The organism is Qipengyuania benthica, from assembly GCF_030717865.1.
Classification (GTDB): domain Bacteria; phylum Pseudomonadota; class Alphaproteobacteria; order Sphingomonadales; family Sphingomonadaceae; genus Qipengyuania; species Qipengyuania benthica.
This window is the reverse complement of record NZ_JAVAIL010000003.1, coordinates 211,844-235,824: the sequence shown is the minus strand read 5'-3', so window position 1 is coordinate 235,824 and position 23,981 is coordinate 211,844. Positions and strand designations below refer to the sequence as shown.

At 65.3% G+C, this 23,981-nt stretch carries 14 protein-coding genes; 13 read left to right on the top strand and 1 reads right to left on the bottom strand.

What is annotated here, in order from left to right; translation table 11 throughout:
- Nucleotides 1-132 precede the first annotated feature (132 nt).
- The 13 genes from Q9K01_RS10075 (at nt 133) to Q9K01_RS10015 (ending at nt 22,763) form a co-directional block, all read left to right on the top strand.
- Nucleotides 133-1,623 (top strand): helicase HerA domain-containing protein, encoded by a 1,491-nt coding sequence (locus Q9K01_RS10075; RefSeq protein ID WP_305930119.1) that lies wholly within the window; start codon nt 133-135, stop codon nt 1,621-1,623.
- A 215-nt stretch (nt 1,624-1,838) separates the two neighbouring features.
- On the top strand, nt 1,839-3,884 hold the full coding sequence (locus Q9K01_RS10070) for an alpha-1,4-glucan--maltose-1-phosphate maltosyltransferase (protein ID WP_305930118.1): 2,046 nt from the start codon (nt 1,839-1,841) through the stop codon (nt 3,882-3,884).
- Nucleotides 3,881-7,120: a maltose alpha-D-glucosyltransferase gene (treS, locus tag Q9K01_RS10065; protein ID WP_305930117.1), complete on the top strand. Its 3,240-nt coding sequence runs from the start codon at nt 3,881-3,883 to the stop codon at nt 7,118-7,120. Before Q9K01_RS10070 ends, treS begins: the two co-directional genes overlap by 4 nt.
- Entirely contained in the window at nt 7,117-9,312 is a 2,196-nt protein-coding gene (gene glgB / locus Q9K01_RS10060; RefSeq protein WP_305930116.1) for a 1,4-alpha-glucan branching protein GlgB, read from the top strand. Before treS ends, glgB begins: the two co-directional genes overlap by 4 nt.
- Nucleotides 9,312-11,411 carry a glycogen debranching protein GlgX gene (gene glgX, locus Q9K01_RS10055; RefSeq protein WP_305930481.1) on the top strand — a complete coding sequence of 700 codons (2,100 nt, stop codon included), beginning with the start codon at nt 9,312-9,314 and terminating at the stop codon, nt 11,409-11,411. The genes glgB and glgX overlap by 1 nt, the downstream gene beginning before the upstream one ends.
- Nucleotides 11,408-13,123 (top strand): malto-oligosyltrehalose trehalohydrolase, encoded by a 1,716-nt coding sequence (gene treZ / locus Q9K01_RS10050; protein ID WP_305930115.1) that lies wholly within the window; start codon nt 11,408-11,410, stop codon nt 13,121-13,123. The genes glgX and treZ overlap by 4 nt, the downstream gene beginning before the upstream one ends.
- On the top strand, nt 13,120-15,123 hold the full coding sequence (gene malQ, locus Q9K01_RS10045; RefSeq protein ID WP_305930114.1) for a 4-alpha-glucanotransferase: 2,004 nt from the start codon (nt 13,120-13,122) through the stop codon (nt 15,121-15,123). The genes treZ and malQ overlap by 4 nt, the downstream gene beginning before the upstream one ends.
- Complete coding sequence (gene treY, locus Q9K01_RS10040) at nt 15,120-17,618, top strand: malto-oligosyltrehalose synthase (protein ID WP_305930113.1); 2,499 nt, start codon at nt 15,120-15,122, stop codon at nt 17,616-17,618. The genes malQ and treY overlap by 4 nt, the downstream gene beginning before the upstream one ends.
- A gap of 108 nt (nt 17,619-17,726) precedes the next feature.
- Nucleotides 17,727-19,271: an HWE histidine kinase domain-containing protein gene (locus Q9K01_RS10035; protein ID WP_305930112.1), complete on the top strand. Its 1,545-nt coding sequence runs from the start codon at nt 17,727-17,729 to the stop codon at nt 19,269-19,271.
- The gene (locus Q9K01_RS10030) at nt 19,264-19,638 is read left to right on the top strand and encodes a response regulator (RefSeq protein ID WP_305930111.1); all 375 of its coding nucleotides are present in this window, start codon (nt 19,264-19,266) and stop codon (nt 19,636-19,638) included. The genes Q9K01_RS10035 and Q9K01_RS10030 overlap by 8 nt, the downstream gene beginning before the upstream one ends.
- Before the next feature lie 143 nt (nt 19,639-19,781).
- A complete protein-coding gene (locus tag Q9K01_RS10025; protein ID WP_305930110.1) occupies nt 19,782-20,084 on the top strand; it encodes a hypothetical protein in 303 nt (100 codons plus the stop codon).
- Between the two features lie 80 nt (nt 20,085-20,164).
- On the top strand, nt 20,165-20,617 hold the full coding sequence (locus Q9K01_RS10020) for a CHRD domain-containing protein (protein WP_305930109.1): 453 nt from the start codon (nt 20,165-20,167) through the stop codon (nt 20,615-20,617).
- 175 nt (nt 20,618-20,792) lie between these two features.
- Nucleotides 20,793-22,763 (top strand): protein-L-isoaspartate(D-aspartate) O-methyltransferase, encoded by a 1,971-nt coding sequence (locus tag Q9K01_RS10015; RefSeq protein WP_305930108.1) that lies wholly within the window; start codon nt 20,793-20,795, stop codon nt 22,761-22,763.
- A gap of 47 nt (nt 22,764-22,810) precedes the next feature.
- On the opposite strand, the gene Q9K01_RS10010 is transcribed toward Q9K01_RS10015, so the two are convergent.
- Nucleotides 22,811-23,848, bottom strand: a complete 1,038-nt coding sequence (locus tag Q9K01_RS10010) for a S66 peptidase family protein (RefSeq protein ID WP_305930107.1) — start codon at nt 23,846-23,848, stop codon at nt 22,811-22,813.
- Between the last annotated feature and the right edge of the window lie 133 nt (nt 23,849-23,981).

The following is a 23,981-nucleotide window of genomic DNA, read 5'->3' as shown; positions in this document are numbered from 1 at the left end:
GTCTGACTCCTCGTTGCGGAAGGGCGGAAACCGGCTGGCCTCTCTGGCAGCGCAAGGTGCCTGCGCGCAACCGCTGGATAAGTGGCTGCTGCACCTTTGCGTCGGTTGGGTACGCACCTATCCCCGTGCGCCATGGGCGCGCAGATCGAGATCGGTACGGATTCGGAGGGCCGCAGCACCTTTGTCGATGTGGAGGAATTGCTCGCCACACGGCTGCTCGTGCAGGGCAATTCCGGATCGGGCAAATCGCATCTGCTGCGCCGACTGCTCGAGCAAAGCGCGCAGATCGTTCAGCAGGTGGTGATTGATCCGGAGGGCGATTTCGCCAGCCTCGCGGATCGCTACGATCACGTCCTGATCGACGGGGCCGCCCATTCCGCAAGCGAGATTGCAGCACTGGCAGGGCGCGTCCGCCAGCATCGCGTCTCGGTGGTGTTGATGTTGGACGAATTGGAGGTCGAGCAGCAGATCCGCTGCGCGGCGCTGTTCCTTTCGGCGCTGTTCGACGCTCCGCGCGAACACTGGTATCCCGCTCTGGTGGTGGTGGACGAGGCGCAGATGTTCGCCCCTGCCGCCGCCGGCGAGCTGGCGGAGGATGCGCGCCGCCTGACGCTTGCGGCCATGACCAATCTGATGTGCCGCGGTCGCAAGCGCGGTCTTGCCGGCATCGTCGCGACGCAGCGGCTCGCCAAGCTGGCCAAGAATGTCGCCGCCGAAGCCTCGAATTTCCTGATGGGTCGCACCTTCCTCGACATCGACATGCAGCGGGCGGCGGATCTGCTGGGGATGGACCGCAGACAGGCCGAGCGCATCCGCGATCTGCAACGCGGTCAGTTCCTGGGGCTCGGTCCGGCGATCAGCCGCCGCCCGGTCGCTGTCCAGATCGGGGCGGTTCACACCGGCGCAAAGAATGCGGCGGAGGGACTCGCGCCGCTGCCGGTTGCCAGCGGCGACGAGCTCGAGGCTCTTCTTCACGACGATCTGGCCCAGCAAGCGGCCGAGCCGGTCCATCCGGCGGCGCGACCTGTCGCGCGATCGGTGGATATCGAGCAAGAGATCTCCAGTCGAGCAGGCGCGAGATTTGAAGATCGGGAGCCCGTGCGAACAGAGGAAGCGACAGCCGCTCCTCCCTCGAATGCAGGTCCGCCGCTTGGCGGCGCGGACGAGGACGGCGTCGCGAGGGTAGTGCACGACCTTGCAGCCGAGGAAGGTGCCACCTTCCAGTCGTCCGCAGCACTATACCGTGAGTTCGCACTGCGCTGCCGACAGCGCGGCGTGCCGAGCGCACATATCGACATGGTGCGGTTTCGCCGATCGTTCGCTCATGCGAGCGCGGGATTGGGCTATCTGGAGGCGCCCCTTCGCGAGGCGATCGAACGGCTCGCCGAAAAAGTGCCGGACGATGTGCTGGCGCCATATCTCGCGATCGCCGCCGCGGCAGCGCAGGGGCGTGCGATGCCGGACGAGGATGAGGTGGCGCGCGTCTATGGCAGTTCGTCTCCAAGCCGTATCCGTCGCCTGCTCGATCATCTGGAGCGTCAGGGTCTCATATCCGTGCGCGAGGAGTTCGGCGGGGAGCGGACGATTACCGTATCGGGCCTGGAGGCGTTCGCATCGCCCTGACTTCGACGCTGAAGTACCAGGGTCGAACCTTGTCGGAGCCCGCATCCGACTGAGGAGACGGCCCGTTTCCTCATTGCGAACGCTGCGTGGCCGCTCCGCCAGCCCGATACTGTCATGCCTCTTGGAACGATGCGTCTTCGAAATGTGTTGGTGAACAGAAGGCTGGACACCTCCCGGCCTCTGGCAGCCACCTTTCGACAAGATGTTGGGCATCGATGACCGCACGCAAAGCAACCACCACGTCTCGTGCAGCGAAAGCGGCGGGCAAAAGCAGCTCCCACGTCCAGTTTTACGATCGCGATCGTCTCGTTCTCGAGGACCTGACCCCTACCGTCGCAGGCGGCGAATTCCCGGCCAAGCGCGTGGTCGGCGACACCGTGACGGTGACCGCGACGATCTACGCGGATGGCCATGAACAGCTCGCAGCCGAACTGCGCTGGCGCAGGGTGGGCGACAAATCCTGGCAGCGCAAAGCCATGACGCAATTGCCGAATGATCGCTGGAGCGCCGATTTCGCGCTCGAGCGGATGGGGCCGCATGAATATGTCGTCGAAGGCTGGCTCGACGCGTTCGGCGGCTTCCGGCGCGATTTCGCGAAGAAGCTGGCCGCGGGCGTGGCTCAGCCGGTCGACGAAGCCGAGGGCAGGGCTCTTGTCGAGCAGGCGGCGGGCACCGCCAAGGGCAAGATCGCCTCGGCACTCAAAGGCAAGCTTGCAGCCCTCGACAAGGCCAGCGGCGACAGCCGCGCGGCGGTGTTGCTCGACGAAGCTCTGGCGCAAACGATGCGAGACGCCGATACCCGCCCTCATGCGCTGTGTTCTGCGCCGCAAAAGGTCGATGCGGAGCGTCTCGAGGCGCGCTTCTCGAGCTGGTACGAACTGTTCCCGCGCTCGATGACGCAGGACCCGCAGCGCCACGGCACATTCGCCGATGTGATCGACCATCTGCCGCGCGTGCGCGACATGGGCTTCGACACGCTGTATTTCCCGCCGATCCATCCGATCGGCAGGACCAATCGCAAGGGCCCCAACAACACGCTGACCCCGGGCCAGGACGATCCCGGCAGCCCCTATGCGATCGGCAGCGCGGAGGGAGGCCATGACGCCATCCATCCCGAGCTCGGGACCTTCGAGGATTTCGACCGGCTGGTCGCTGCCGCGGCGGAGCACGGGCTCGAGATTGCGCTCGATTTCGCCATTCAGGCCGCGCCCGATCACCCTTGGCTGACCGAGCACCCCGGCTGGTTCGCCTGGCGCCCCGACGGCAGCATGAAATATGCCGAGAACCCGCCGAAGAAATATCAGGACATCGTCAATGTCGATTTCTACGGTCCGGATGCCAGGCCCGGCCTGTGGGAGGCGTTGCGCGATGTGGTGCTGCTGTGGGTCGATCACGGGGTGAAGACCTTCCGGGTCGACAACCCGCACACCAAGCCGCTGCCCTTCTGGGAATGGATGATCGGCGAGGTGCGCGCGAAGCACCCCGAGGTCATCTTCCTGTCCGAAGCCTTCACCCGGCCGACGATGATGTACCGCCTGGCGAAGATCGGCTTCAGCCAGTCCTACACCTATTTCACCTGGCGCAACGAGAAGCAGGAGCTGATCGACTACATCACCGAACTGACCACCGAGGCGCCGCGCGAGTTCTACCGCCCGCACTTCTTCGTCAACACGCCCGACATCAATCCCGGCTTCCTACAGACCGGTGGGCGTCCGGCGCATCGTATCCGCGCAGTGCTCGCGGCGACGCTGTCGGGCCTGTGGGGCGTCTATTCGGGCTTCGAACTGTGCGACGCGACGCCGCTCGGCCCCGGCAAGGAGGAATATCTCGATTCCGAGAAGTTCGAGATCCGCCCCCGGCAATGGCGCAGCGACAACGACATCGTCGAGGACATCACGAGGCTCAACCAGCTGCGGCGTGACAACGAGGCGCTGCAGACCCACCTCAACACGCGGTTCTACGCCGCCGACAACCCCAATGTGCTGTGGTACGGCAAGCCTTCACCAGCTGCAGGGAACGAGGGCGGCGACAGCACCGAGATGATCGCGGTGATGGTCAGCCTCGATCCGCACAATGCGCAGGAATGCCATTTCGACGTGCCGCTGTGGGAGTTCGGGCTCCCCGACGACGGCTCGGTCGCGGTCGAGGACCTGTTCGGCGGCTATCGCTTCGACTGGCACGGCAAGGTCCAGCACATCCGTCTCGATCCCGACGAACCGTTCCGCATGTGGCGCATTTCCGCTCCGGGAGTGCAGGCATGACCGACAAGCAGCCCCTCACCTCCACCGCCACCATCACCGGCTCCGACGATCCCTACTGGTACAAGGATGCGGTGATCTACCAGCTCCACGTCAAGAGCTTCTTCGACGCCAACAACGACGGCATCGGCGATTTCAAGGGCCTGATGGAGAAGCTGGACTATATCGCCGATCTCGGCGTGACCGCGATCTGGCTATTGCCCTTCTATCCCTCGCCGCGTCGCGACGACGGGTACGACATCGCCGAATATCGCGATGTCTCGTCGGATTACGGGACGATGGAGGACGCCCGCGCCTTTATCGAGGCGGCGCACCAGCGCGGCATCCGCGTCATCACCGAGCTGGTGATCAACCACACCAGCGACCAGCACCCCTGGTTCCAGGCGGCGCGCAAGGCGCCGCCGGGCAGCCCGGAGCGCGATTTCTACGTCTGGTCGGACGACGACAAGCTCTATTCGGGTACGCGGATCATCTTCCTCGACACCGAGAAGTCGAACTGGACCTGGGACGAGGAAGCGGGCGCCTATTTCTGGCACCGCTTCTATTCGCACCAGCCCGATCTCAACTTCGAAAACCCGCAGGTGCTCGCCGAGGTGCTCTCGGCGATGCATTTCTGGCTCGACGCGGGGATCGACGGGCTCCGGCTCGACGCGATCCCCTATCTGATCGAGCGCGACGGCACCTCCAACGAGAACCTGCCCGAGACGCATGATGTCCTGAAGAAGATCCGCGCCGATCTCGATGCGCATTACGAGGGCAAGATGCTGCTGGCCGAAGCCAATATGTGGCCCGAGGATACGCAAGCCTATTTCGGCGGCGAGCCGGGCGGAACCAGCAGCGAATGCCACATGGCGTTCCACTTCCCGCTGATGCCGCGGATGTACATGGCGGTGGCGCAGGAAGACCGCTTTCCGATCACCGACATCATGCGTCAGACCCCGGACATCCCCGAGGATGCGCAATGGGCGATCTTTCTGCGCAATCATGACGAGCTGACGCTCGAAATGGTCACCGATGCCGAGCGCGACTATCTGTGGAACACCTATGCCGCCGATCGCCGCGCGCGGATCAACCTCGGCATCCGCCGCCGCCTCGCGCCGCTGATGGAGCGCGACCGGCGCCGGATCGAACTGATGAATGCGCTGCTGCTGACGATGCCGGGCACGCCGGTGCTCTATTACGGCGATGAGATCGGGATGGGGGACAATATCTTCCTCGGCGACCGCGACGGGGTGCGCACGCCGATGCAATGGTCGCCCGATCGCAACGGCGGCTTTTCCAAGGCCGACCCCGCCAGCCTGACCCTGCCGCCGATCCAGGACCCGCTCTACGGCTACGAGGCCGCCAATGTGGAAGCGCAGGAACGCGACCGCCATTCGCTGCTCAACTGGATCAAGCGCATGTTGGCCGTGCGCAAGGATCACCACACTTTCGGGCGCGGCAGCCAGACCTTTCTGCGGCCCGCCAACCGCCGCATCCTCGCCTATCTGCGGCAGCATGAAGGCGAGACCATATTGTGCGTGGCGAACCTCTCTCGCACCGCGCAGGCAGTCGAACTCGACCTCCATGAATTCGAGGGGCGGGTGCCGGTCGAATTGACCGGCGGCACCACCTTCCCCAAGCTGGGCAAGCTGCCCTATCTGCTCACTTTGCCGCCCTATGGCTTCCTGTGGTTCGAGCTGACCGACGAGGCGCAGGCACCCGACTGGGCCAGCGCCGCCCCCGGTGCCGAAGTCGAGCGCCACACCTTCGTGCTGCGGCCCGATCTGGCCGATGTCGCGCAAGGGGACAGCCGTCAGGTGCTCGAACGCGATATCCTGCCCGACTACATCCCCCACCGACGCTGGTTCGGCGCCAAGGACGAGGCGGTGAACGCCGTCGCGCTGCAGCGGTTGACCCCCTTGCCCGGCGCCAGGGACCTGCTGCTGGGTGAGGTCAAGGTGACCACCCGATCCGGCTCGGCGGTCTATTCGCTGCCGCTGGGCATCGCCTGGGAGGGGCAGCAACACGGCCCCTACGCATCCAATCTCGCGATCGCGCGGGTTCGCCGCGAACGCCATGTCGGGCTGCTGACCGATGGCTTTGCGCTCGGCGAATTCGCCCGCTCGGTGGTTGCCGGCATTCGCGACAATGCAAAGCTGGAGAGCGAGGGCGGTGAGCTGCGCTTCGAAAGGACCGCAGCTTTCGATCTCGATCCCGACGCCGAGCCCGAATGGCTCGCTGCCGAACAATCCAACAGCACCATGGTGCTGGGCCAGCAGGCGGTGCTGAAACTTCTGCGCAAGCTGGCGCCGGGCGCGCATCCCGATGCGGAAATGGTCGATTATCTGGTGACGCACGGCTTCGCCAATGTGCCGCCCGTGTTCGGTACGGTGAAACGGGCTTCCGATGGCGAAGAGACGCTGGTCATGCTGCTGCAGGCCTTCGTCTACAATCAGGGCGACGGCTGGCAGTGGACCCTGGGCGCGCTGGAACGACTGGCCACCGACACCGACTGGAGCTTCAGCAATTACGAGAATTTCGCCGCCAATCTGGGGCGTCGCCTGCGCGAGATGCACGATGTGCTCGCGCGCGAAACCGAAGAAGCGGCGTTCGCTCCGGAGGAAATGACGCTCGAACAGGCCGACAAGCTGGGCGGGCGCATCAAGGGCGAATTCGACACCGCGCTCGAACGGCTCCGCGGCGCCTCGCAGGACGAGGAGACAGCGAAGCTGGCGGAGCGTCTCAACACGGATCGCGACGCGCTGATCGACCGGATTGGCGCGGTCGCGCGGCGGGCCGAGGGCCGTCGCCGTACGCGGATTCACGGTGATCTTCATCTGGGGCAGGTGCTGGTGACCGGGAGCGATGTGATGATCATCGATTTCGAGGGCGAGCCGACCCGTCCGCTCGCCGAACGCCGCGCCAAGGATCTGCCCTTGCGCGACGTCGCAGGGCTGGTGCGTTCCTTCGACTATGCCGCCGCCATGGCCGAACGCGGGCGTGCTGCGGGGGCCGACACTTGGGAGGCGCGTGCCGACGAAGGCGCGGCCATATTCCGCAGCCGCGCGGTCGACGCCTTCCTCGAAGGCTACCGCAGCGACACCGGCGCGGACGACCCGCTGCTCGATCTGCTGGTGCTCGAGAAGGCTGCCTATGAGGTGGCCTATGAGGCGGCGAACCGCCCCGACTGGATCGGCGTTCCCGCAGCCGGTCTCGCGCGCGCTGCCGCGAAACTGCTTTCCGGAGAAACCGAATGACCGCATCCGAAGACCTGCTCGGAGCCGCCGCCGCCGCCTTGCTCGAGGGGCGTCTCGACGATCCCTTTGCGTTGCTCGGCCCCCACGAGGGCTCCGGAGGAACGATCGTGCGCACCTTCCAGCCCGGGGCACAGGAGGTCGAGCTGGTGACCCGCAAGAAGGGCGCGCCGCGCGGAACGCTGGAAGAGGTGGCGCCGGGCCTGTTCGCCGGAAAGCTCAAGAAAAAAGGCGAGGAATACGCGCTGCGGATCACTTGGCCGGGTGGGGCGGAACAAGTGACCGAAGACCCCTACTCGTTTGGTACGGTGATCGGCGATTACGATCTTCACCTGTTCAGCGAAGGCCGCCACCTCGAACTGGCACGCGTATTCGGCGCGCAGCCCAAGGAGATGGACGGCGTGTCGGGCGTCGCCTTTTCGGTGTGGGCGCCAAACGCGCGCAGGGTATCCGTGATCGGCGACTTCAACATGTGGGACGGACGCCGCCACCCGATGCGGTTGCGGCACTCCGCCGGCATCTGGGAATTGTTCGTCCCGCGGATCGGTCCGGGCGAACTTTACAAGTTCGAGATTGCCGGAGCCGACGGCAATGTGATCGAGAAGGCCGATCCGCTGGCCCGCGCAACCCAGGTGCCGCCCGGCACCGCTTCGATCGTCGCCCCTGCACCCGAATTCACCTGGAGCGACGACGACTGGATGGACGAACGGGCGGACCGGCATGCGCCGGACGCCCCGATCGCAGCCTATGAAGTTCATGCCGGCTCGTGGATGACGAACGACGAAGGCGGTCCGCTCGACTGGCACGCCCTGGCTCACAAGCTGGTGCCCTATGTGGTGGAGATGGGGTTCACCCATATCGAATTGCTGCCGATCATGGAGCATCCCTTCGGCGGGTCGTGGGGCTATCAGCCGCTGTCGCAATTCGCGCCGTCAGCCCGGTTCGGCTCGCCCGCCGATTTCGCCGGTTTCGTCGATGCCTGCCACCGCGCGGGGATCGGTGTCATCCTCGACTGGGTTCCGGCCCATTTCCCCACCGATGCCCACGGTCTGGCGCAATTCGACGGCACGCCGCTCTACGAGCACGCCGACCCCAAGGAAGGCTTCCATCAAGACTGGAACACGCTGATCTACAATCTCGGGCGGCGCGAAGTCTCAGGCTTCTTGCTTTCGAGCGCGATGTGGTGGCTCGAGACCTTCCATATCGACGGTTTACGCGTCGATGCTGTCGCGTCGATGCTCTATCGCGATTATTCGCGCGAGCATGGAGAATGGGTCCCCAATGTCCATGGCGGACGCGAGAACCTCGAAAGCGTCGCCTTTCTCAAGGCGATGAACGAGGCGGTCGCCGAGCGCTGCCCCGGCGCCATGACCATCGCCGAAGAATCGACCGCGTGGCCGGGCGTCAGCGCGCCGGTGGCCGAGGGCGGTTTGGGCTTCGAATACAAATGGAACATGGGCTGGATGCACGACACGCTCCAGTACATCGAGCGCGATCCGGTCCATCGTGGATGGCATCACGGCGAGCTGACCTTTCCGATGGTCTATGCCTGGTCGGAAAAATACGTCCTGCCGATCAGCCATGACGAGGTCGTTCATGGCAAGGGCAGCCTGTGGAACAAGATGCCCGGCGATCGCTGGCGCAAATTCGCCAATCTGCGCACCTATCTGGCGTTCATGTGGACGCAGCCGGGCAAGAAGCTGCTGTTCATGGGTTGCGAGCTGGGAATGGAAAAGGAATGGAACCATGACGAGGGGCTGCCCTGGCACCTGCTCGAACAGCCCGATCATGCGGCCGTCCAGCGCCTGCTGGGCGATCTGAACAGGCTCTATGCCGGCGAACCGGCGCTCCACGCCCGCGACTGCGATCATGCGGGCTTTTCCTGGATCGTCGGCGACGATGCCCGCAACAGCGTCTATTCTTTCGTCCGCATGGTCGAGGGCCACGACCCGATCGTGGCTGTCTTCAACATGACCCCCGAGCCGCGCCATGCCTATCGCATGGGGCTGCCGCGATCCGGAGAGTGGCACGAGATCCTCAATTCCGATGCGATGGATTACGGCGGCGGCAATATCGGCAATTCGGGTCTGGTCGAGGCCGACGGCGAAGCGTTGCACGGGCAACCCGCCTCCGCCGCGCTGACGCTGCCGCCGCTGGGCGCGGTCTTGCTCAAGCCGGGAGCTGCACACCAGTGATGGATATCCCGGACCGGCTCGAGGCCGGCTCGCCTTACCCGCTCGGCGCGTCGTTCGACGGTCTCGGCGTGAATTTCGCAGTCTTTTCCGCCAATGCCGATAGGATCGACCTGTGCCTGTTCGATCCCAGCGGTCGACGCCAGATCGCCTGCCTGCCCTTGCCCGAGTGGACCGACGAGGTCTGGCACGGCTATCTGCCGGGAGCCAAGCCCGGCCTACTCTACGGCTTCAGGGCGCATGGCCGCTACGAGCCCGAGAACGGCCACCGCTTCAATCCCAACAAGCTTCTGCTCGACCCCTACGCGAAGCAGCTTTCGGGTTCGGTACGCTGGACGGACTCGCTCCATTCGTACCGCGTACGTTCGAGCCGCAAGGATCTCAGCTTCGACCGCCGGGACAGTGCCGCAGCCATGCCCAAGGCGGTGGTCACCAGCGATGCCTTCGACTGGACCGGCGACGTCCGCCCCAACACCCCCTGGACCGATACGGTGATCTACGAGGCTCATGTAAAGGGGCTAACCCGACTGCTCGAGGATGTGCCGGTGACCGAGCGCGGGACCTATGCGGCACTCGCCCATCCCAAGGTCATCGAGCATCTGCAGCGTATCGGCGTCACGGCACTCGAATTGCTGCCGATCCATGCCTTCGTGCAGGATCGCCGTCTTCAGGAAGCCGGTCTGGCGAATTACTGGGGCTACAACACGCTGTCATTCTTCGCCCCGGAGCAGCGCTATCTGGCGGACGATGGCGATGAATTGCGGATCGCGATCCGGCGACTGCACGCCGCGGGGATCGAGGTCATCCTCGACGTGGTCTTCAACCATACCGCCGAGGGCAGCGAGCTCGGGCCGACCTTCAACCTGCGCGGCCTCGATAACGCCACCTACTACCGCCTGGTCGAAGGCGAGCCGCGCTATTGCGTCAACGACACCGGGACCGGCAACACGCTCGACCTGTCGCATCCCCGGGTGCTGCAGATGGTCGCCGACAGCCTGCGCCACTGGGCGACCAGCTATCGGGTGGACGGGTTCCGCTTCGATCTGGGCGTCACGCTGGGACGGGATGGCAACAACGGCTTCGATCCGCGTTCCGGTTTCTTCGACGTGCTGCGTCAGGACCCGGTGCTCAATGGGCTCAAGCTGATCTCCGAACCCTGGGACATCGGCCCCGGCGGCTATCAGCTCGGCAATCACCCGCCCGGCTTCGCCGAATGGAACGACAAGTTTCGCGACGCTACCCGGCGGTTCTGGCGCGGAGACGACGGGATGCGCCCCGAATTCGCCCGCCGCATAGCCGGTTCGGCCGATCTGTTCGACCGCCGCGCGCGCCGCCCCTGGGCGAGCCTCAACTTCGTCGCCGCGCATGACGGGCAGCCGCTGCGCGATTTGGTCACCTACGAAGAGAAGCACAATTGGGCGAACCAGGAAGGCAATAGGGACGGCCACTCGGAAAACTACGGCTGCAACTGGGGCGAGGAAGGACCCAGCGACGATCCTGAAATCAACGCGATCCGGGACCGCGTGTCGCGTTCGATGCTGACCACGCTGTTCGCCTCGCTCGGCACGCCGATGTTGTTGGGCGGCGACGAATTCGGCCGCAGCCAGCAGGGCAACAACAACGCCTATTGCCAGGACAATGAGATCAGCTGGTTCGATTGGCAGCAGCTGGACAGCGAACAGGGGCGCGCCTTTACCGAGTTCGTGCAGCGACTGGTGCACATGCGGCGCAAATATCCGCTGATAAGGGCCAACCATTTCCTCCATGGCGAGACCGAGGTCGCTCCGGGTATTCTCGACATCGACTGGTTCGACGAGCGCGGATTGCATCTGAGCGACGAGGACTGGCACAATGAACAGGGCCGGGCGCTCGTCATGCGGCGTGCGCGCAGGCTGCAAGACGGCAGCATCGAAGCGGTCACGCTGCTGATGAACGGCAGCGGCGAGACGCTCGATTTCCGTCTCCCGCCGCCTGCCGAACTGCTGCGCATTCTGGTGATCGACAGCGCCAACCCTCAAGCGGCCGAAAGCGAGGTCGGCGATACGATCGAGGTCGAGGACCGCGCGGTCAAGGTCGTCGTCGGCACCGGCAGGGTGGAATGATGGATAGGCGCTGGGGCCCCGAACCGACCGGCGAGGGCCGGGCGCGTTTCCGCCTCTGGGCGCCCGACCGCAAGACGGTGACGCTCGAAATCCGCGGCGAAGAATCCTTCGCTCTGGAGCCCGAGAGCGGCGGCTGGTTTGCCGTCGAGGCGCCAGCTGACGTCGGGACGCACTACCGCTTCCGCCTCGCCGAGGAACTGGCTGTCGCGGATCCGGCCTCGCGACGGCAGGATGGCGGGGTGCATGGCTGGAGCGTGCTGACCGATCCCGATGGCTTTGCCTGGCAAACCCGCGACTGGACCGGCCGGCCGTGGGAAGAGACCGTGATCGAGGAAGTCCACCCCGGCGTGATGGGCGGCTTTGCGGGAGTTGCGGAGCGCCTGCCGGCGCTCGCCGAACTCGGCTTGACTGCGGTCGAACTGATGCCGGTGGGGGCGTTCTCAGGAACCCGCAATTGGGGGTACGACGGCGTGCTGCCGTATGCCGTCGCCGAAAGCTACGGTTCGCCCGACGAGCTGAAGGCGCTGGTCGACCGCGCCCACGGCCTCGGGCTGATGGTGTTCCTCGACGTGGTCTATAACCACTTCGGTCCCGACGGGAATTATCTCGGCGCCTATGCCAGCGACTTCTTCGACGAGCATGCGCACACCCCATGGGGCGGGGCAGTCGCGGTCGCGCGGGAACCGGTGCGGCGCTTCTTCATCGACAATGCGCTGATGTGGCTGGACGAATATCGCATCGACGGGCTGCGCTTCGATGCCGTGCATGCGATTGGCGACGAAGAATTCCTCGATGCGATGGCGCAGGAGATCCGGGCGAAGCTTCCCGGCAGGCATATCCACCTGATGCTGGAGAACGAGGGCAACGATCCCGATCGGCTGAAGCCCGCTCTCTACGACGCGCAGTGGAACGACGATTTCCACAATGTGCTGCATGTGCTGCTGACCGGCGAGCGAGAGGGCTATTACCGCGGCTTCGCGCAGGACCAGACGCACAAGCTCGCGCGCTGCCTCGCAGACGGCTTCATCTATCAGGGCGAGACGCCACCCGGTTCGGACCACCGGCGCGGCAAACCCAGCGGCCATTTGCCCGCGACCCGGTTCATATCCTTCCTGCAGAACCACGACCAGATCGGCAACCGCGCGATGGGCGAGCGATTGTCGCTGCTCGTCGATCGCGAGCGGATGCGGGCCGCGACTGCTCTACTGCTGCTCTCTCCGCAGATCCCCTTGATCTTCATGGGCGATAGCGAGGGCAGCCGCTCGCCCTTCCTGTTCTTCACCGATTTCCACGACGAGCTGGCCGATGCCGTCCGCGAGGGTCGGCGCGGCGAGTTCGCAGGCTTTGCCGCCTTCTCCAACGACAGGGCACGCGCTAGCATCCCCGATCCCAACGATCCCGAAACCTTCCGGGGTTCGCGACCCGAACCGGGGCCGGACGCCGAGGAGTGGCGCAGCTTCTATCGCGATCTCCTCGCGCTGCGGCATGATGCGATCGTGCCACGGCTCAAAAATGCGAGCGGGCTTGGCGCCGAGGTGCTGGGCGAGGGGGCCGTCGCCGCGCGCTGGCGGATGGGCGATGGGGCGCAACTGGCGATCACCTTCAATCTGGGCCATCAGCCGGTGCAGTTTCCTGCGGCGGAGGGTGCCCCCCTGTTCCAACTCGGGCAAGCGGGCGAGCCGGCAAGCCTGCGCGCGGAGATCGTCCCATGACCGGTTTGCATGACCTTGCCCTACAGGTCGGCCTGCGGATCGACTGGGAGGATGCTGCGGGGCGTCCTCAGAGGGTTTCCGACGAAAATCTCGTGCGGATTCTGTCGGCGCTGGGTTATCCGGCGCAGAACGACGCGGACATAGCGCAGAGTCTGACGGCCTGCCGCGAGGATGCGCAGCGCCGCAGCTTCGTCTCGGCGCGGCGCAACCGGGGCTTTGCCCTGCCGCAGGGCTGCGGCGCCGGTGGGCAGGCCGAACTCGAGCTGGAGGATGGCACGGTCCGATCCCTCTCCATCGAGGAGGCGGAGGGCGCCTTCCATGCTTCCCCCATAGCCGAAACGGGCTATCACACGCTCCAAGGATCGGACTGGCAGCTGCGGGTGGCTATCGCGCCCGAGCACTGCCTCGGCATCGGCGATCTGGCTCCGGGACGGCGCCTTTGGGGGCCGGCGGTGCAGATCCCCTCGCTGCGCGACGAAAAGGGGCGCGGCTTCGGCGATTTCGGCACCTTGCGCGACACCGTCCGCCACTTCGCCCGCAGCAGCTCGGCGGGCGCGCTGGCAATCAGTCCGACCCACGCGCTGTTTCCTGCCGATCCGGCGCGCTTCAGTCCCTATGCACCTTCCAGCCGCCTGTTCCTCAATATCCTGTTCGCCGATCCCGGGCTGATCGGGCAGCCTGTCTCGGCGCAACCGTCCGACGAGCTGATCGATTGGGAACATGCCATCCCCGCACGAATGGAGGCCCTTCGCGCAGCCCACGCCGCCTCCGGCGATGATGTCCGCGCCAGGGTGCAGGCCTATCGCCAGCGCATAGGCGAAGAGCTGGTACGGCATGCGCTATACGACGCGCTTCATGTGCATTTCTTCGGCAGCGGCGCGCATGGCTGGCAGGATTGGCCCGCCCCCTATCATGACCCCCGAAGCGAGGCAGTCGCTCGCTTCGCCGCGGAGCACCGCGAGGAAGTCGATTTCTTCCTCTTTGCGCAATGGCTCGCGGCAGAAAGCCTCGATGCCGCGCAAAAGGAGGCGCGCGCTGGCGGCATGCCAGTCGGGCTCATCGCCGATCTCGCCGTCGGAATGGATGGCGGCGGCAGCCATGCCTGGAGCCGCCCGGACGATCTGCTGTATGGCCTCTCGGTCGGCGCGCCTCCCGATCTGCTTGGCCCCGACGGGCAGGATTGGGGTCTGACCACCTTTTCTCCCGCCGCCTTGCAGCGCACCGGGTTCGCGCCCTTCATCACCACGCTGCGGGCCGCGCTCGATCACGCGGGCGGGATCCGGATCGACCATGCGCTGGGGCTCAACCGGCTATGGGTGGTGCCACACGGCGGCAGCCCCGCAGACGGCGCCTATCTGACCTATCCGTTCGACCACATGCTGCGGATATTGGCCATCGAATCGCACCGCGCCAATGCGGTGGTGATCGGCGAAGACTTGGGGACGGTGCCCGAAGGGCTGCGGCCCAAGCTGGAGCAGGATCATGTGCTGGGCATGCGCGTGTTGTGGTTCGAGCGCGACGCCGACGGCGGCTACGTGCCGCCCGCGCACTGGCAGGAACAGGCGGTGGCGATGACCGGGACGCACGATCTGCCGACGATCGCCGGCTGGTGGCAGGGGCGCGACATCGACTGGACCTGGGCGATCGGGCGCTCTTCGACCCATGGCGACGAGACCGAAGCGCGGGCCGCACGCGGGCACGAGCGTACCGATCTGTGGGCCGCACTGGTCGCCAGCGGAGCCGCGGCGGGGCAGCAGCCGGACATCGACAGACCGGAGCCGGTGATCGAGGCTATCCTGCGGCATGTCGGGCGCACACCCTGCGAACTGGCGCTCGTACCTCTGGAAGACATCGTGGGGGCCGTCGAGCAACCCAATCTGCCCGGAACCACCGACCAGCATCCCAACTGGCGCCGCCGGATGCCCGCCTCCACCGGCGATCTGCTCGCCCGCCCGGAGGTCGCGCGGCGGCTTGCCGATCTCGATGCAAGTCGATCATGAGCCCGCGCGCCACCTATCGCATTCAGTTCCACCGCGACTTCCCCTTGGCGCGGGCGGAAGAGATCGTGCCCTATCTCGACCGGCTGGGGGTGAGCCATCTCTATGCTTCGCCCATCACCGCCGCCGTCCCGGGTTCGCAGCACGGCTATGACGTTGTCGACCCCACCCGCGTCAATCCCGAGATCGGGGGCGAAGACGGTCTGCGCAGCCTGGTCGCGGCTTTGCACGATCGGGGCATGGGACTGATCATCGACATCGTGCCCAATCACATGGGGGTGGCGGGTGGGCACAATCGCTACTGGAACGACGTGCTGCGCCATGGCCCGGCCAGCGAATACGCGAACTGGTTCGATATCGACTGGCGCGAACCCTTGCTGTTGCCGATCCTGGGCGCGCCCTTTGCGGAGGCGCTGGCGGCGGGCGACATCGCGCTGGATTGCAGCGCGGCCGAGCCGGCGGTGGTCCTCTACGGCGAGCAGCGCCTGCCGCTAAGGCCCGATGATCGCGAAGCCTTGCCAGCTGCGGACGACCACGAGGGGCTCGCCGCGCTGCTCGAACGCCAGCACTATCGCCTCGCCTGGTGGCGGCAAGCCAATGACGAGCTGAACTGGCGGCGGTTCTTCACGATCAACGATCTGGCCGGTCTGCGGATCGAGGATCCGGATGTCTTCGAGCAGACCCATGCGCTCTATTTCCGCCTGTGGCAGGAGGGTCTGATCGACGGGGTGCGGATCGATCATATCGATGGCCTGTCCGATCCGGCCGGTTACTGCCGAACGCTGCGCGCGCGCTTCAATGCGCTCGAGCGGACTGCTGCGGCGCCTAAGGATCCAGCCTATATCGTCGTCGAGAAAATCCTCGGGCCGGGGGAGACTCTGCCGACCGATTGGGGCGTCGATGGAACGAGCGGCTATGACTTCATGGAAGACGTTTCCGCGCTGCTCCATGATCCCGCTGGCGAGCCCGAGATGATCGACCTGTGGCAGAGGTTCAGCGGTCGGACCCTGACCTTCGAGGAAGAGGAACTGCAGGCGCGGCAGGACATGCTTTCCTGGGGCTTTGAAGGCCAGCTGTGCGCCTGTACCGAGAGTTTTCTCGCGCTAGCCCGAAGCGATCCCGCTTCGGCGGGCTGGACGAGCGCCATGCTGCGTCGGGGGATCTCACGGCTGCTGTGGGTGTTCCCCGTTTATCGCACCTATGGCACCGGGGCCGCAGCGCCGACCAGCGATGCCGCAGTGCGCGAGCGGCTGCGCGAGGCTGTGGCGCGCTTCGCGCCGCCGGGAGAGGCTACGGTTACCGAGCGCATTCTGCAATGGCTGGGTGGGACCGGGCCGGGCGATGCGGATCTTGCCGCCGAAGCCGTTCGCCGGTTCCAGCAATTGTCGGCTCCGATCGCGGCCAAGGCGGTGGAGGACACCGCCTTCTACCGTTTCGCACCGCTGCTTTCGCGTCTCGACGTCGGCTTCGACGCCCACCGCATGGCAAGCTCGATCGACGATTTCCATCGCGCCTGTTCGCGTCGGCGCAACGATTTCCCGCTCGCCATGCTCGCGACCGCTACGCATGATCACAAGCGCGGCGAGGATGTCCGCGCCCGGCTTGCGGTGCTTTCCGCCATTCCGCTCCTCTGGCGAGAGAGGCTCGAAGCCTGGGACGAAATGGCGGACGGGCGCGACTGCGGTGTCGCCGCAGCGGACAGATATGCCTTGTATCAGATGATCTACGGATGCTGGCCGGAGGGGCTGGAGGCCGACGACCGGGATGGACTGGCAGAGTACCGAGAGCGGCTCGGCGCCTGGCAGGAGAAGTCGCTGCGCGAGGGGAAGCTTCGGTCGTCCTGGGCGCTGCCGAACACGCATTACGAAGACGCAGCCAGGCAGTTCCTCGAAAGCCTGCTCGATCCGGCGCGCCGAGATGGACTGGCCGTTCCGATCCACGCTTTCGTCCACGAAACGGCCGGTGCCGCATTGGCGAACATGCTCGTTCAGGCGGGCCTGCACTTCACGGTCCCGGGAGTGCCCGATTCCTACCAGGGATGTGAACTGCCGGACTACAGCATGGTCGATCCGGACAATCGGCGCCCGGTCGATTTCGCCCGGCGGCAGGACATGCTGGCGGACACCCTGCCAGTCCACCCGAAACTCAGGCTGATCCGCGAGTTGCTTCTGCTCCGCGTTCAACACCCACAGCTGTTCCGCAACGGTAGCTACGAGCCCGTGAAGGTGAGCGGGCCGCGCAAGGACCATGTCATCGCGTTCGAACGCCGCCACGAAGACACCGTGCTGCGTTGCGCGTTCGCACTGCGATGCGCTGCGCCCATGGTGGGATCGGACAAGACCAGCCCGCCGGGGTGGTGGTGGGGCGACACGCAGATCGCTTTCGGCAGCGGTGCCCTGGATCGGGTGGCGGCAGACATCTTCTCGGACTCCACAGCTTTCGTAGTTCTCGCAGGCGAGCCGCCTACAGCGCAACTCCCGGGGAACATCGCCTGCTAGTTCGCTGATGAAGCTTGAAAATGTCGGCTGGGTAATCGAAACTTATGCAATGATTCGCTATGGTTGCTCTTCGAATGCCCGGTTCCGCATGGCTGCGGAACTGGCGCTGTGAAATCTTCTTCCGACCAGCGCAGTTCCGCCCTGCTTCAGCAGCGGTCCGCGCTCGCCAGCTTCGGAGAGCTCTCGCTGAAATCGGAGGATCTCGACGAGATCCTGACCGAGGCCTGCCGGTTGGTGAGCGAGGCTCTAGACACCGACATGGCGAAAGTGATGGAATTGCGCGACGACGGCAACTTCCTGTTCGTGCGCGCCGGAGTGGGCTGGAAACCGGGCGTCGTGGGCGAAGTGTGTCTGAGCCGGGATCCAGGTTCGTCGGAAGGCCGCGCGCTGGACACGGGCGCGCCGGTCATTTCCCGCGACATCGCTACCGAAGACCGGTTCGAATTCGCCGAATTCCTGAAGGAGAACGGCGTCCGGGCGCTGGTCAACGTCATAATCATCGGGGGTCATGAAAAGCCGCCTTTCGGGATTTTGCAGGTCGATAGCCGCGAGCCGCGCGATTTCAACGAGGACGATATCTCGTTCCTGCGAACCTACGCCAATCTGCTGGCGGCGGCCGTCGATCGGATGCAGACCGATAGCGAACGCCGGTCCGAACAGCGCCGGCTGGCGGCCAGCGAGCTGCGCCTGCGCACTCTGGTCGAGGGCATCCCGCAGCTGGTGTGGCGCTCGACTGCAGGCGGGAACTGGTCGTGGGCCAGCCCGCAATGGCAGGATTATACCGGCCAGTCCGGAGGCGAAAGCCTGAAGAGGGGGTGGCTCGATGCTCTGCATCCCGACGACCGTCCGGCGGCGATCGAGGCGTGGAGCAGCGTCGACGGCGAGACCCCGCTTGAGGGCGAATACCGCATCAGGGATGCCGCCGGCGATTACAAATGGCACCAGCTCCGCGCCGCACCGGCACTCGACGAGGAAGGCGCGGTGAACGAATGGTTCGGCACGGCCACCGACATCGACGAGTTGCGCCGCCTGCAGACCGAACAGCAGACCTTGGTCGCCGAATTGCAGCACAGGACCCGAAATCTCATCGGCGTGGTCGACAGCGTCATCGGCCAGACGCTCAGGGGCGCTTCGCTGCCCGGCGAGCTGCGTAGCAAGGTGCAGGGCCGGCTACAGGCGCTTTCACGCGTGCAGGGCCTGTTGTCGCAGTCGCATCAGGAATCGATAACTCTGGAGCGCCTGATCACTCTGGAGCTCGAGGCAATGGCGGCGGATCGCCTCGACGATCGGATCGCCGTTGCTGGACCGCATGTCTGCGTCGGCGAGACGACCGTGCAGACGTTGGCCCTCGTGCTGCACGAACTTGCTACCAATGCGCGCAAATACGGCGCTCTCAAACAGGATGGCGGTCGGCTGAAGGTCGGGTGGGAAAGCGTCGGGGAAGGGCGGTCGCGCTCGCTGGTGTTGACTTGGCGCGAAGAGGGAATTTCGATCGCTGCGGACGCAGAACTGGGCGCGGGGTTCGGCTTTGCGCTGATCAAACGGGCCATTCCTCACCAGCTGAACGCCAAAACCGGTCTCGCGTTCGGTGCCGACTGGCTTGAATGTACGATCGAGCTGCGCCTGAAGGGAGAGCACAACCTGCATGTCTGACAAACCGAGCGCTTCCCGGCTCGCCGGCAAGAGCGTGCTGATCGTCGAGGACGAGTTTCTGATCGCTTTCGATATCGCCGACCAGTTCGAAACCGCCGGAGCGCAGGTGCTGGGCCCCTTCGCCAGCGTCTCGGCGGCACTGGAGGCTCTCGATGATGGCGGATCGCCCGACGCAGCGGTGCTGGACGTCAATCTGGGCGACGAAAGGAGCGCCCGCGTCGCGCAGCGACTGACGCAAGACGATGTACCTTTCGTCTTCGTGACCGGCTACGACAGCAGCAGTCTGGCCGAGGAGCGCAAGATGGGGCCGATCCTCCAGAAACCCTTCGCCTTCGACGCCGCGATTGCGGCGCTGTTCCCGAGCTGACGTCTGTAGGCGGACGCAGCATGTCACAACCAGAACGCAGCTGAACGGGATCCGATTGGGAAATAAAACCCCGATTCAAACATTTGAGATGGCGCTCCACGCGTGGGTCCCGCATCTTCTGCTCGCTAAGGCAGGAGAATCACATGCAGCGGTCGAGCTATCAAGATGCAGTGAATACCCATTCAGGTGAGCCGGCTATTCATACCTATCGCCTCAAATTCTTCGATGACCGGTTTGGTCCTCACAAGGACATCGAATTCAAGGCCGCCACCGCCGCCAAAGCTATATCGATTGCTCAGTCCGAGGCCTCCAACCAATCGGTCGAGTTGTGGTGCGACGGGAGCAGTCTGTGCACATTGAAGCGGACCAACGACGGCGTCTGGGAAATCCGGTCGAGCGCAAACCGGAGTTCATCTTCCGGGCGCAAGACCTTCCTTCTGGGGTGAATAGCGGAACATTCGCTGGCCACTCCGGTTGGGCGGTTATGCGAGCGACTTAGGACGGGATGCTTCCTAAGGAGGACGAGATGATCAGACCGATCGCGAAACTGGCGCTGATTTCGAGCGCCGCATTGGCTCTGGCCAGCTGTGAAACTGTCGCGGAGCCCGCGGCAAGCGCAGTGGGAACGACCTATATGGCAAGCCTTACCGGGGCTGCAGAGGTGGCGGGTCCGGGCGATCCGGATGGCAGCGGCATGGCGCAGATTTCCATCGTCGATGAGATCGAGCAGGTTTGCTACGAAATCGCCGTTACGGGCATAGCGCCGGCCACGGCCGCGCATATCCACGTCGGAGCGGCCGGAGAGGCGGGTCCGCCGGTGGTTCCTCTCGAGGCCCCCGCCAGCGGAGAAGTCAGCGGTTGTGCGGCAGCTTCCGATGCCGTGATCGATCGGATCAAGGCCAATCCGAGCGGATATTACGTCAACGTCCACAATGCCGAATACCCCAATGGGGCGATCCGCGGACAGTTGCGCCGCTGAGCGGCCCGGACCGGTTGAAACAACGCGGGGTATGTCGGTTTTCGCTTTCCGGCCGGACGGTTAGTTCCAACGGCGGCGTTTGCGGCACGTGGTGGTTGCGAATTGGCCAACCCGGTGCGGAATCGCCGTCTGACCCACGGCTTGTCTACTTCTGCTGCAAGGGGAATCTCGAGCGATGAGCACCGATCCAAGCCACCAGAGAAGCGCAATGGTCGATCGCCAGATCGCCGCGCGCGGGATCACCAACGAGGCCATTCTTTCCGCGTTCCGAGAGGTTCCGCGCGAGACGTTCGTCGAACCGGGCATGGAAGAATTCGCCTACGCAGACGGCCCTTTGCCGATCGGCGAGGGGCAGACCATCAGCCAGCCCTATATCGTGGCGAGCATGATCGATGCGGCGGATGTAAAACGCGGAGACCGGGTCCTCGAAGTGGGCGCAGGCTCGGGATATGCCGCCGCCGTGCTTTCGCGCATCGCCGACCGCGTGTTTGCGATCGAGCGCCACGAGGTGCTGGCCCGCAAAGCGCGGGAGCGTCTCGATTCTCTGAACTATGACAATTGCTCGATCGTTGCCGGGGACGGGATCAGGGGCATGCCCGATGAGGCGCCCTTCGATGCCATTCTGGTCGCCGCCCGCATCGCTCAGATTCCCGAAGCGCTCAAGCGGCAACTCAGGATCGGCGGTTCTCTGGTCATTCCGGTGGGCGAGGAGAGCGTGCAGCAATTGCAGTCCATCGTCCGTACGGGCGAGGACAGCTGGAGCAGCCGCGATATAACTCCGGTTCGGTTCGTGCCCTTGCTCGAAGGCGTGGTCCCCGAAAACGGCACCCGCGCGGCTTCCGATCATCGGGGAATGCAGGACATGCCGCTGCCGCAAGCCATCGCGGAGGCCTGCACCCCGCTTCCCGACATAACCGATCCGGACTTCCCCGCGGCTTTCGACAGATACGCCGACAAGCGCGTGGTCATGCTGGGAGAATGCAGTCACGGCACCCATGAATTCTATGCCGCGCGCGCAGCGATAACCCGGCACCTGGTCGAACGTCACGGGTTCACCATCGTCGCCGTCGAAGGCGACTGGCCCGATGCCGCCGCCTACGACCGCTTCATCCGCGGGAAGGAGCCGCGCGAGGGCGCTTCGCCGCCCTTCGAGCGCTTCCCGACATGGATGTGGCGCAACACCGTCATGCCCGGCTTCCTCGAGAGCTTGCGCAGCATCAATGCAGGCCGCGCGCCGGAAGATCAGGCCGGTTTCTACGGGCTGGACATCTACAACATGTCGGGCTCGATCGAATCGGTTCTCGCCTATCTCGACGAGCACGATCCGCAAGCGGCGGCCATCGCGCGCGAGCGCTACGGCTGTCTGACCCCTTGGCAAGCGGATCCTGCCACCTACGGACGCGCCGCGTTGCGGAAGGGCTATGCCGAGTGCGAGCAAGCGGTCGCCGCGCAATGCCGCGACTTACTGGAGCGAGCGCTGGAGGACGGCGGAGGATCGTTCTCGGCGGCGATGAATGCGCGCCTGATCGCCTCGGCCGAGCGCTACTACCGGATCATGTATTACGGCGGCCCCGAAAGCTGGAATCTGCGCGACAGCCATATGACGGACACGCTGGAGCACCTGCTCGAGAGGGGCGGCGAACAGGCGAAAGCCGTGGTCTGGGCGCACAATAGCCATATCGGCGACGCCCGTGCCACCGAGATGGGCGCGGTGCGTGGAGAGCACAATATCGGGCAGCTGGCGCGCGAACGATGGGGCGACGATGTCGCGCTGATCGGTTTCGGCACCCATGGCGGCACCGTCAGCGCCGCGACCGACTGGGACGGCGAGCGAGAAGTCAAAGCCGTCAATCCCTCGCGTCGCGACAGCTATGAACGCCTGTGCCACGACAGCGGCGTCGAGCGCTTTCTGCTCGATCTGGGCGACAATCCCACGTTGGCGTCGCGGCTGTCCGAGCCGCTGCTCGAGCGGTTCATCGGCGTTATCTACCGCCCCGAGACCGAACGCTGGAGTCACTACAGCGAAGCGGTGCTCGCGCGACAGTTCGACGGGTATTGCTGGTTCGACGAGACGCAAGCGCTACAGCCGCTGAGGGCACACGAACCCCATGGGGGCGCGGCGGAAACCTTTCCGTTCGGCCTCTGAACATCGTCCACCCCTGGGTCTCCCAGGGTCATCGCCGGGCAGACCCTCTAGGCGACCACCGGCTCCAGTATTCGGATCGTCCCGGGGTCGGCATCGATCTCGACCTTCGCGCCGACGGGAAGGCTGAGTTGGTTGGCGACATGTCCGATATTCGCCCCGTAAAACGCCGGAATGCCGAGCGGGGCGAAATAGTGTTGGAGCAATTCGGGAATCGTGAAGCCAAGGTAGTCCTCGCCGCCCGTCGTGCAGCGCGTGCACCGGCCGAACACCACCCCCGCGACCCGGCCGAGGATGCCGGACAGCGCAAGCTGGCTCAGCATCCGGTCGATGCGGTATTCGGCTTCGCCGGTATCCTCCAGAAACAGGATCGCGCCATCGAAATCGGGCAGCCATGGGGTGCCCACCAGCGCCGTGAGGACCGAGAGATTGCCGCCCAGCAGCCGCCCGCGCGCCTTGCCAGAACGGATGGCGGTCGTGCGCCAGCGCTCCTGGGCGGTAGGATCGCCGGCGTCGGCGGCGGGGTTGCGGAAGGTCGGCGTGGCCCCGGCGAAGGCGAGATGCCACAGGCTGTTCCAGCTGATCTCCGGCCAGCTGCCACCCGCATTGGGCGCATGGATCGTGGGGAAACCCGCCCGCGCCGCAAAGGCGAGGTGCAGCGCGGTGATGTCGCTGAATCCGATCAGCAGCTTGGGATTTGCGCGGATGGTTTTCCAGTCGAGCAGGGGAAGCAGCCGCGCGCTGCCCCAGCCGCCACGTACCGCGAACACCGCACGCACCTCGTCGTTGGCGAACATCGCGTCGAGGTCGGCGGCGCGCTGCCGGTCGGTACCCGCGAGATAGCCGTGGCGGGTCCCTACGTGGCGGCCCACGAGCGGGACCAGCCCCATGGCGCGAATAGTGCTTTTAACCGCCTCGATCTGCTCTGGATCGTCGCTGAAGGCAGCGGGCTCGACCAGGCCGACCGTGTCCCCCGGACGCAGGCGGGGCGGCTTGCGCGCCGTTCGGGCAGCCGCCGGAACTCCCGACATGGCCAGGGCGAGCGGCAGTGCGCCCAGACCCTGAATTATGGTGCGTCTGTCGGGCATAGCTGCTCTTAGCAGCGGGCTCGCGCCCTGCCACCCTTGCGGTGTCGGCACAGCGCGCGCGGCGCATGGTCGCGACACTGCAGCATAGCAACCGAAGCGGATGAATTCATCGATGACTGCAACCAGATAAGTG

What these genes read in the sequence shown, in the direction of transcription:
- treS (WP_305930117.1), top strand. Translation starts at nt 3,881, where the DNA reads ATGACCGACAAGCAGCCCCTCACCTCCACCGCCACCATCACCGGCTCC.
- Q9K01_RS10030 (WP_305930111.1), top strand. Translation starts at nt 19,264, where the DNA reads ATGTCTGACAAACCGAGCGCTTCCCGGCTCGCCGGCAAGAGCGTGCTG.
- treZ (WP_305930115.1), top strand. Translation starts at nt 11,408, where the DNA reads ATGATGGATAGGCGCTGGGGCCCCGAACCGACCGGCGAGGGCCGGGCG.
- Q9K01_RS10075 (WP_305930119.1), top strand. Translation starts at nt 133, where the DNA reads ATGGGCGCGCAGATCGAGATCGGTACGGATTCGGAGGGCCGCAGCACC.
- Q9K01_RS10015 (WP_305930108.1), top strand. Translation starts at nt 20,793, where the DNA reads ATGAGCACCGATCCAAGCCACCAGAGAAGCGCAATGGTCGATCGCCAG.
- glgB (WP_305930116.1), top strand. Translation starts at nt 7,117, where the DNA reads ATGACCGCATCCGAAGACCTGCTCGGAGCCGCCGCCGCCGCCTTGCTC.
- malQ (WP_305930114.1), top strand. Translation starts at nt 13,120, where the DNA reads ATGACCGGTTTGCATGACCTTGCCCTACAGGTCGGCCTGCGGATCGAC.
- Q9K01_RS10010 (WP_305930107.1), bottom strand. Translation starts at nt 23,848, where the DNA reads ATGCCCGACAGACGCACCATAATTCAGGGTCTGGGCGCACTGCCGCTC.
- glgX (WP_305930481.1), top strand. Translation starts at nt 9,312, where the DNA reads ATGGATATCCCGGACCGGCTCGAGGCCGGCTCGCCTTACCCGCTCGGC.
- Q9K01_RS10020 (WP_305930109.1), top strand. Translation starts at nt 20,165, where the DNA reads ATGATCAGACCGATCGCGAAACTGGCGCTGATTTCGAGCGCCGCATTG.
- Q9K01_RS10070 (WP_305930118.1), top strand. Translation starts at nt 1,839, where the DNA reads ATGACCGCACGCAAAGCAACCACCACGTCTCGTGCAGCGAAAGCGGCG.
- Q9K01_RS10025 (WP_305930110.1), top strand. Translation starts at nt 19,782, where the DNA reads ATGCAGCGGTCGAGCTATCAAGATGCAGTGAATACCCATTCAGGTGAG.
- treY (WP_305930113.1), top strand. Translation starts at nt 15,120, where the DNA reads ATGAGCCCGCGCGCCACCTATCGCATTCAGTTCCACCGCGACTTCCCC.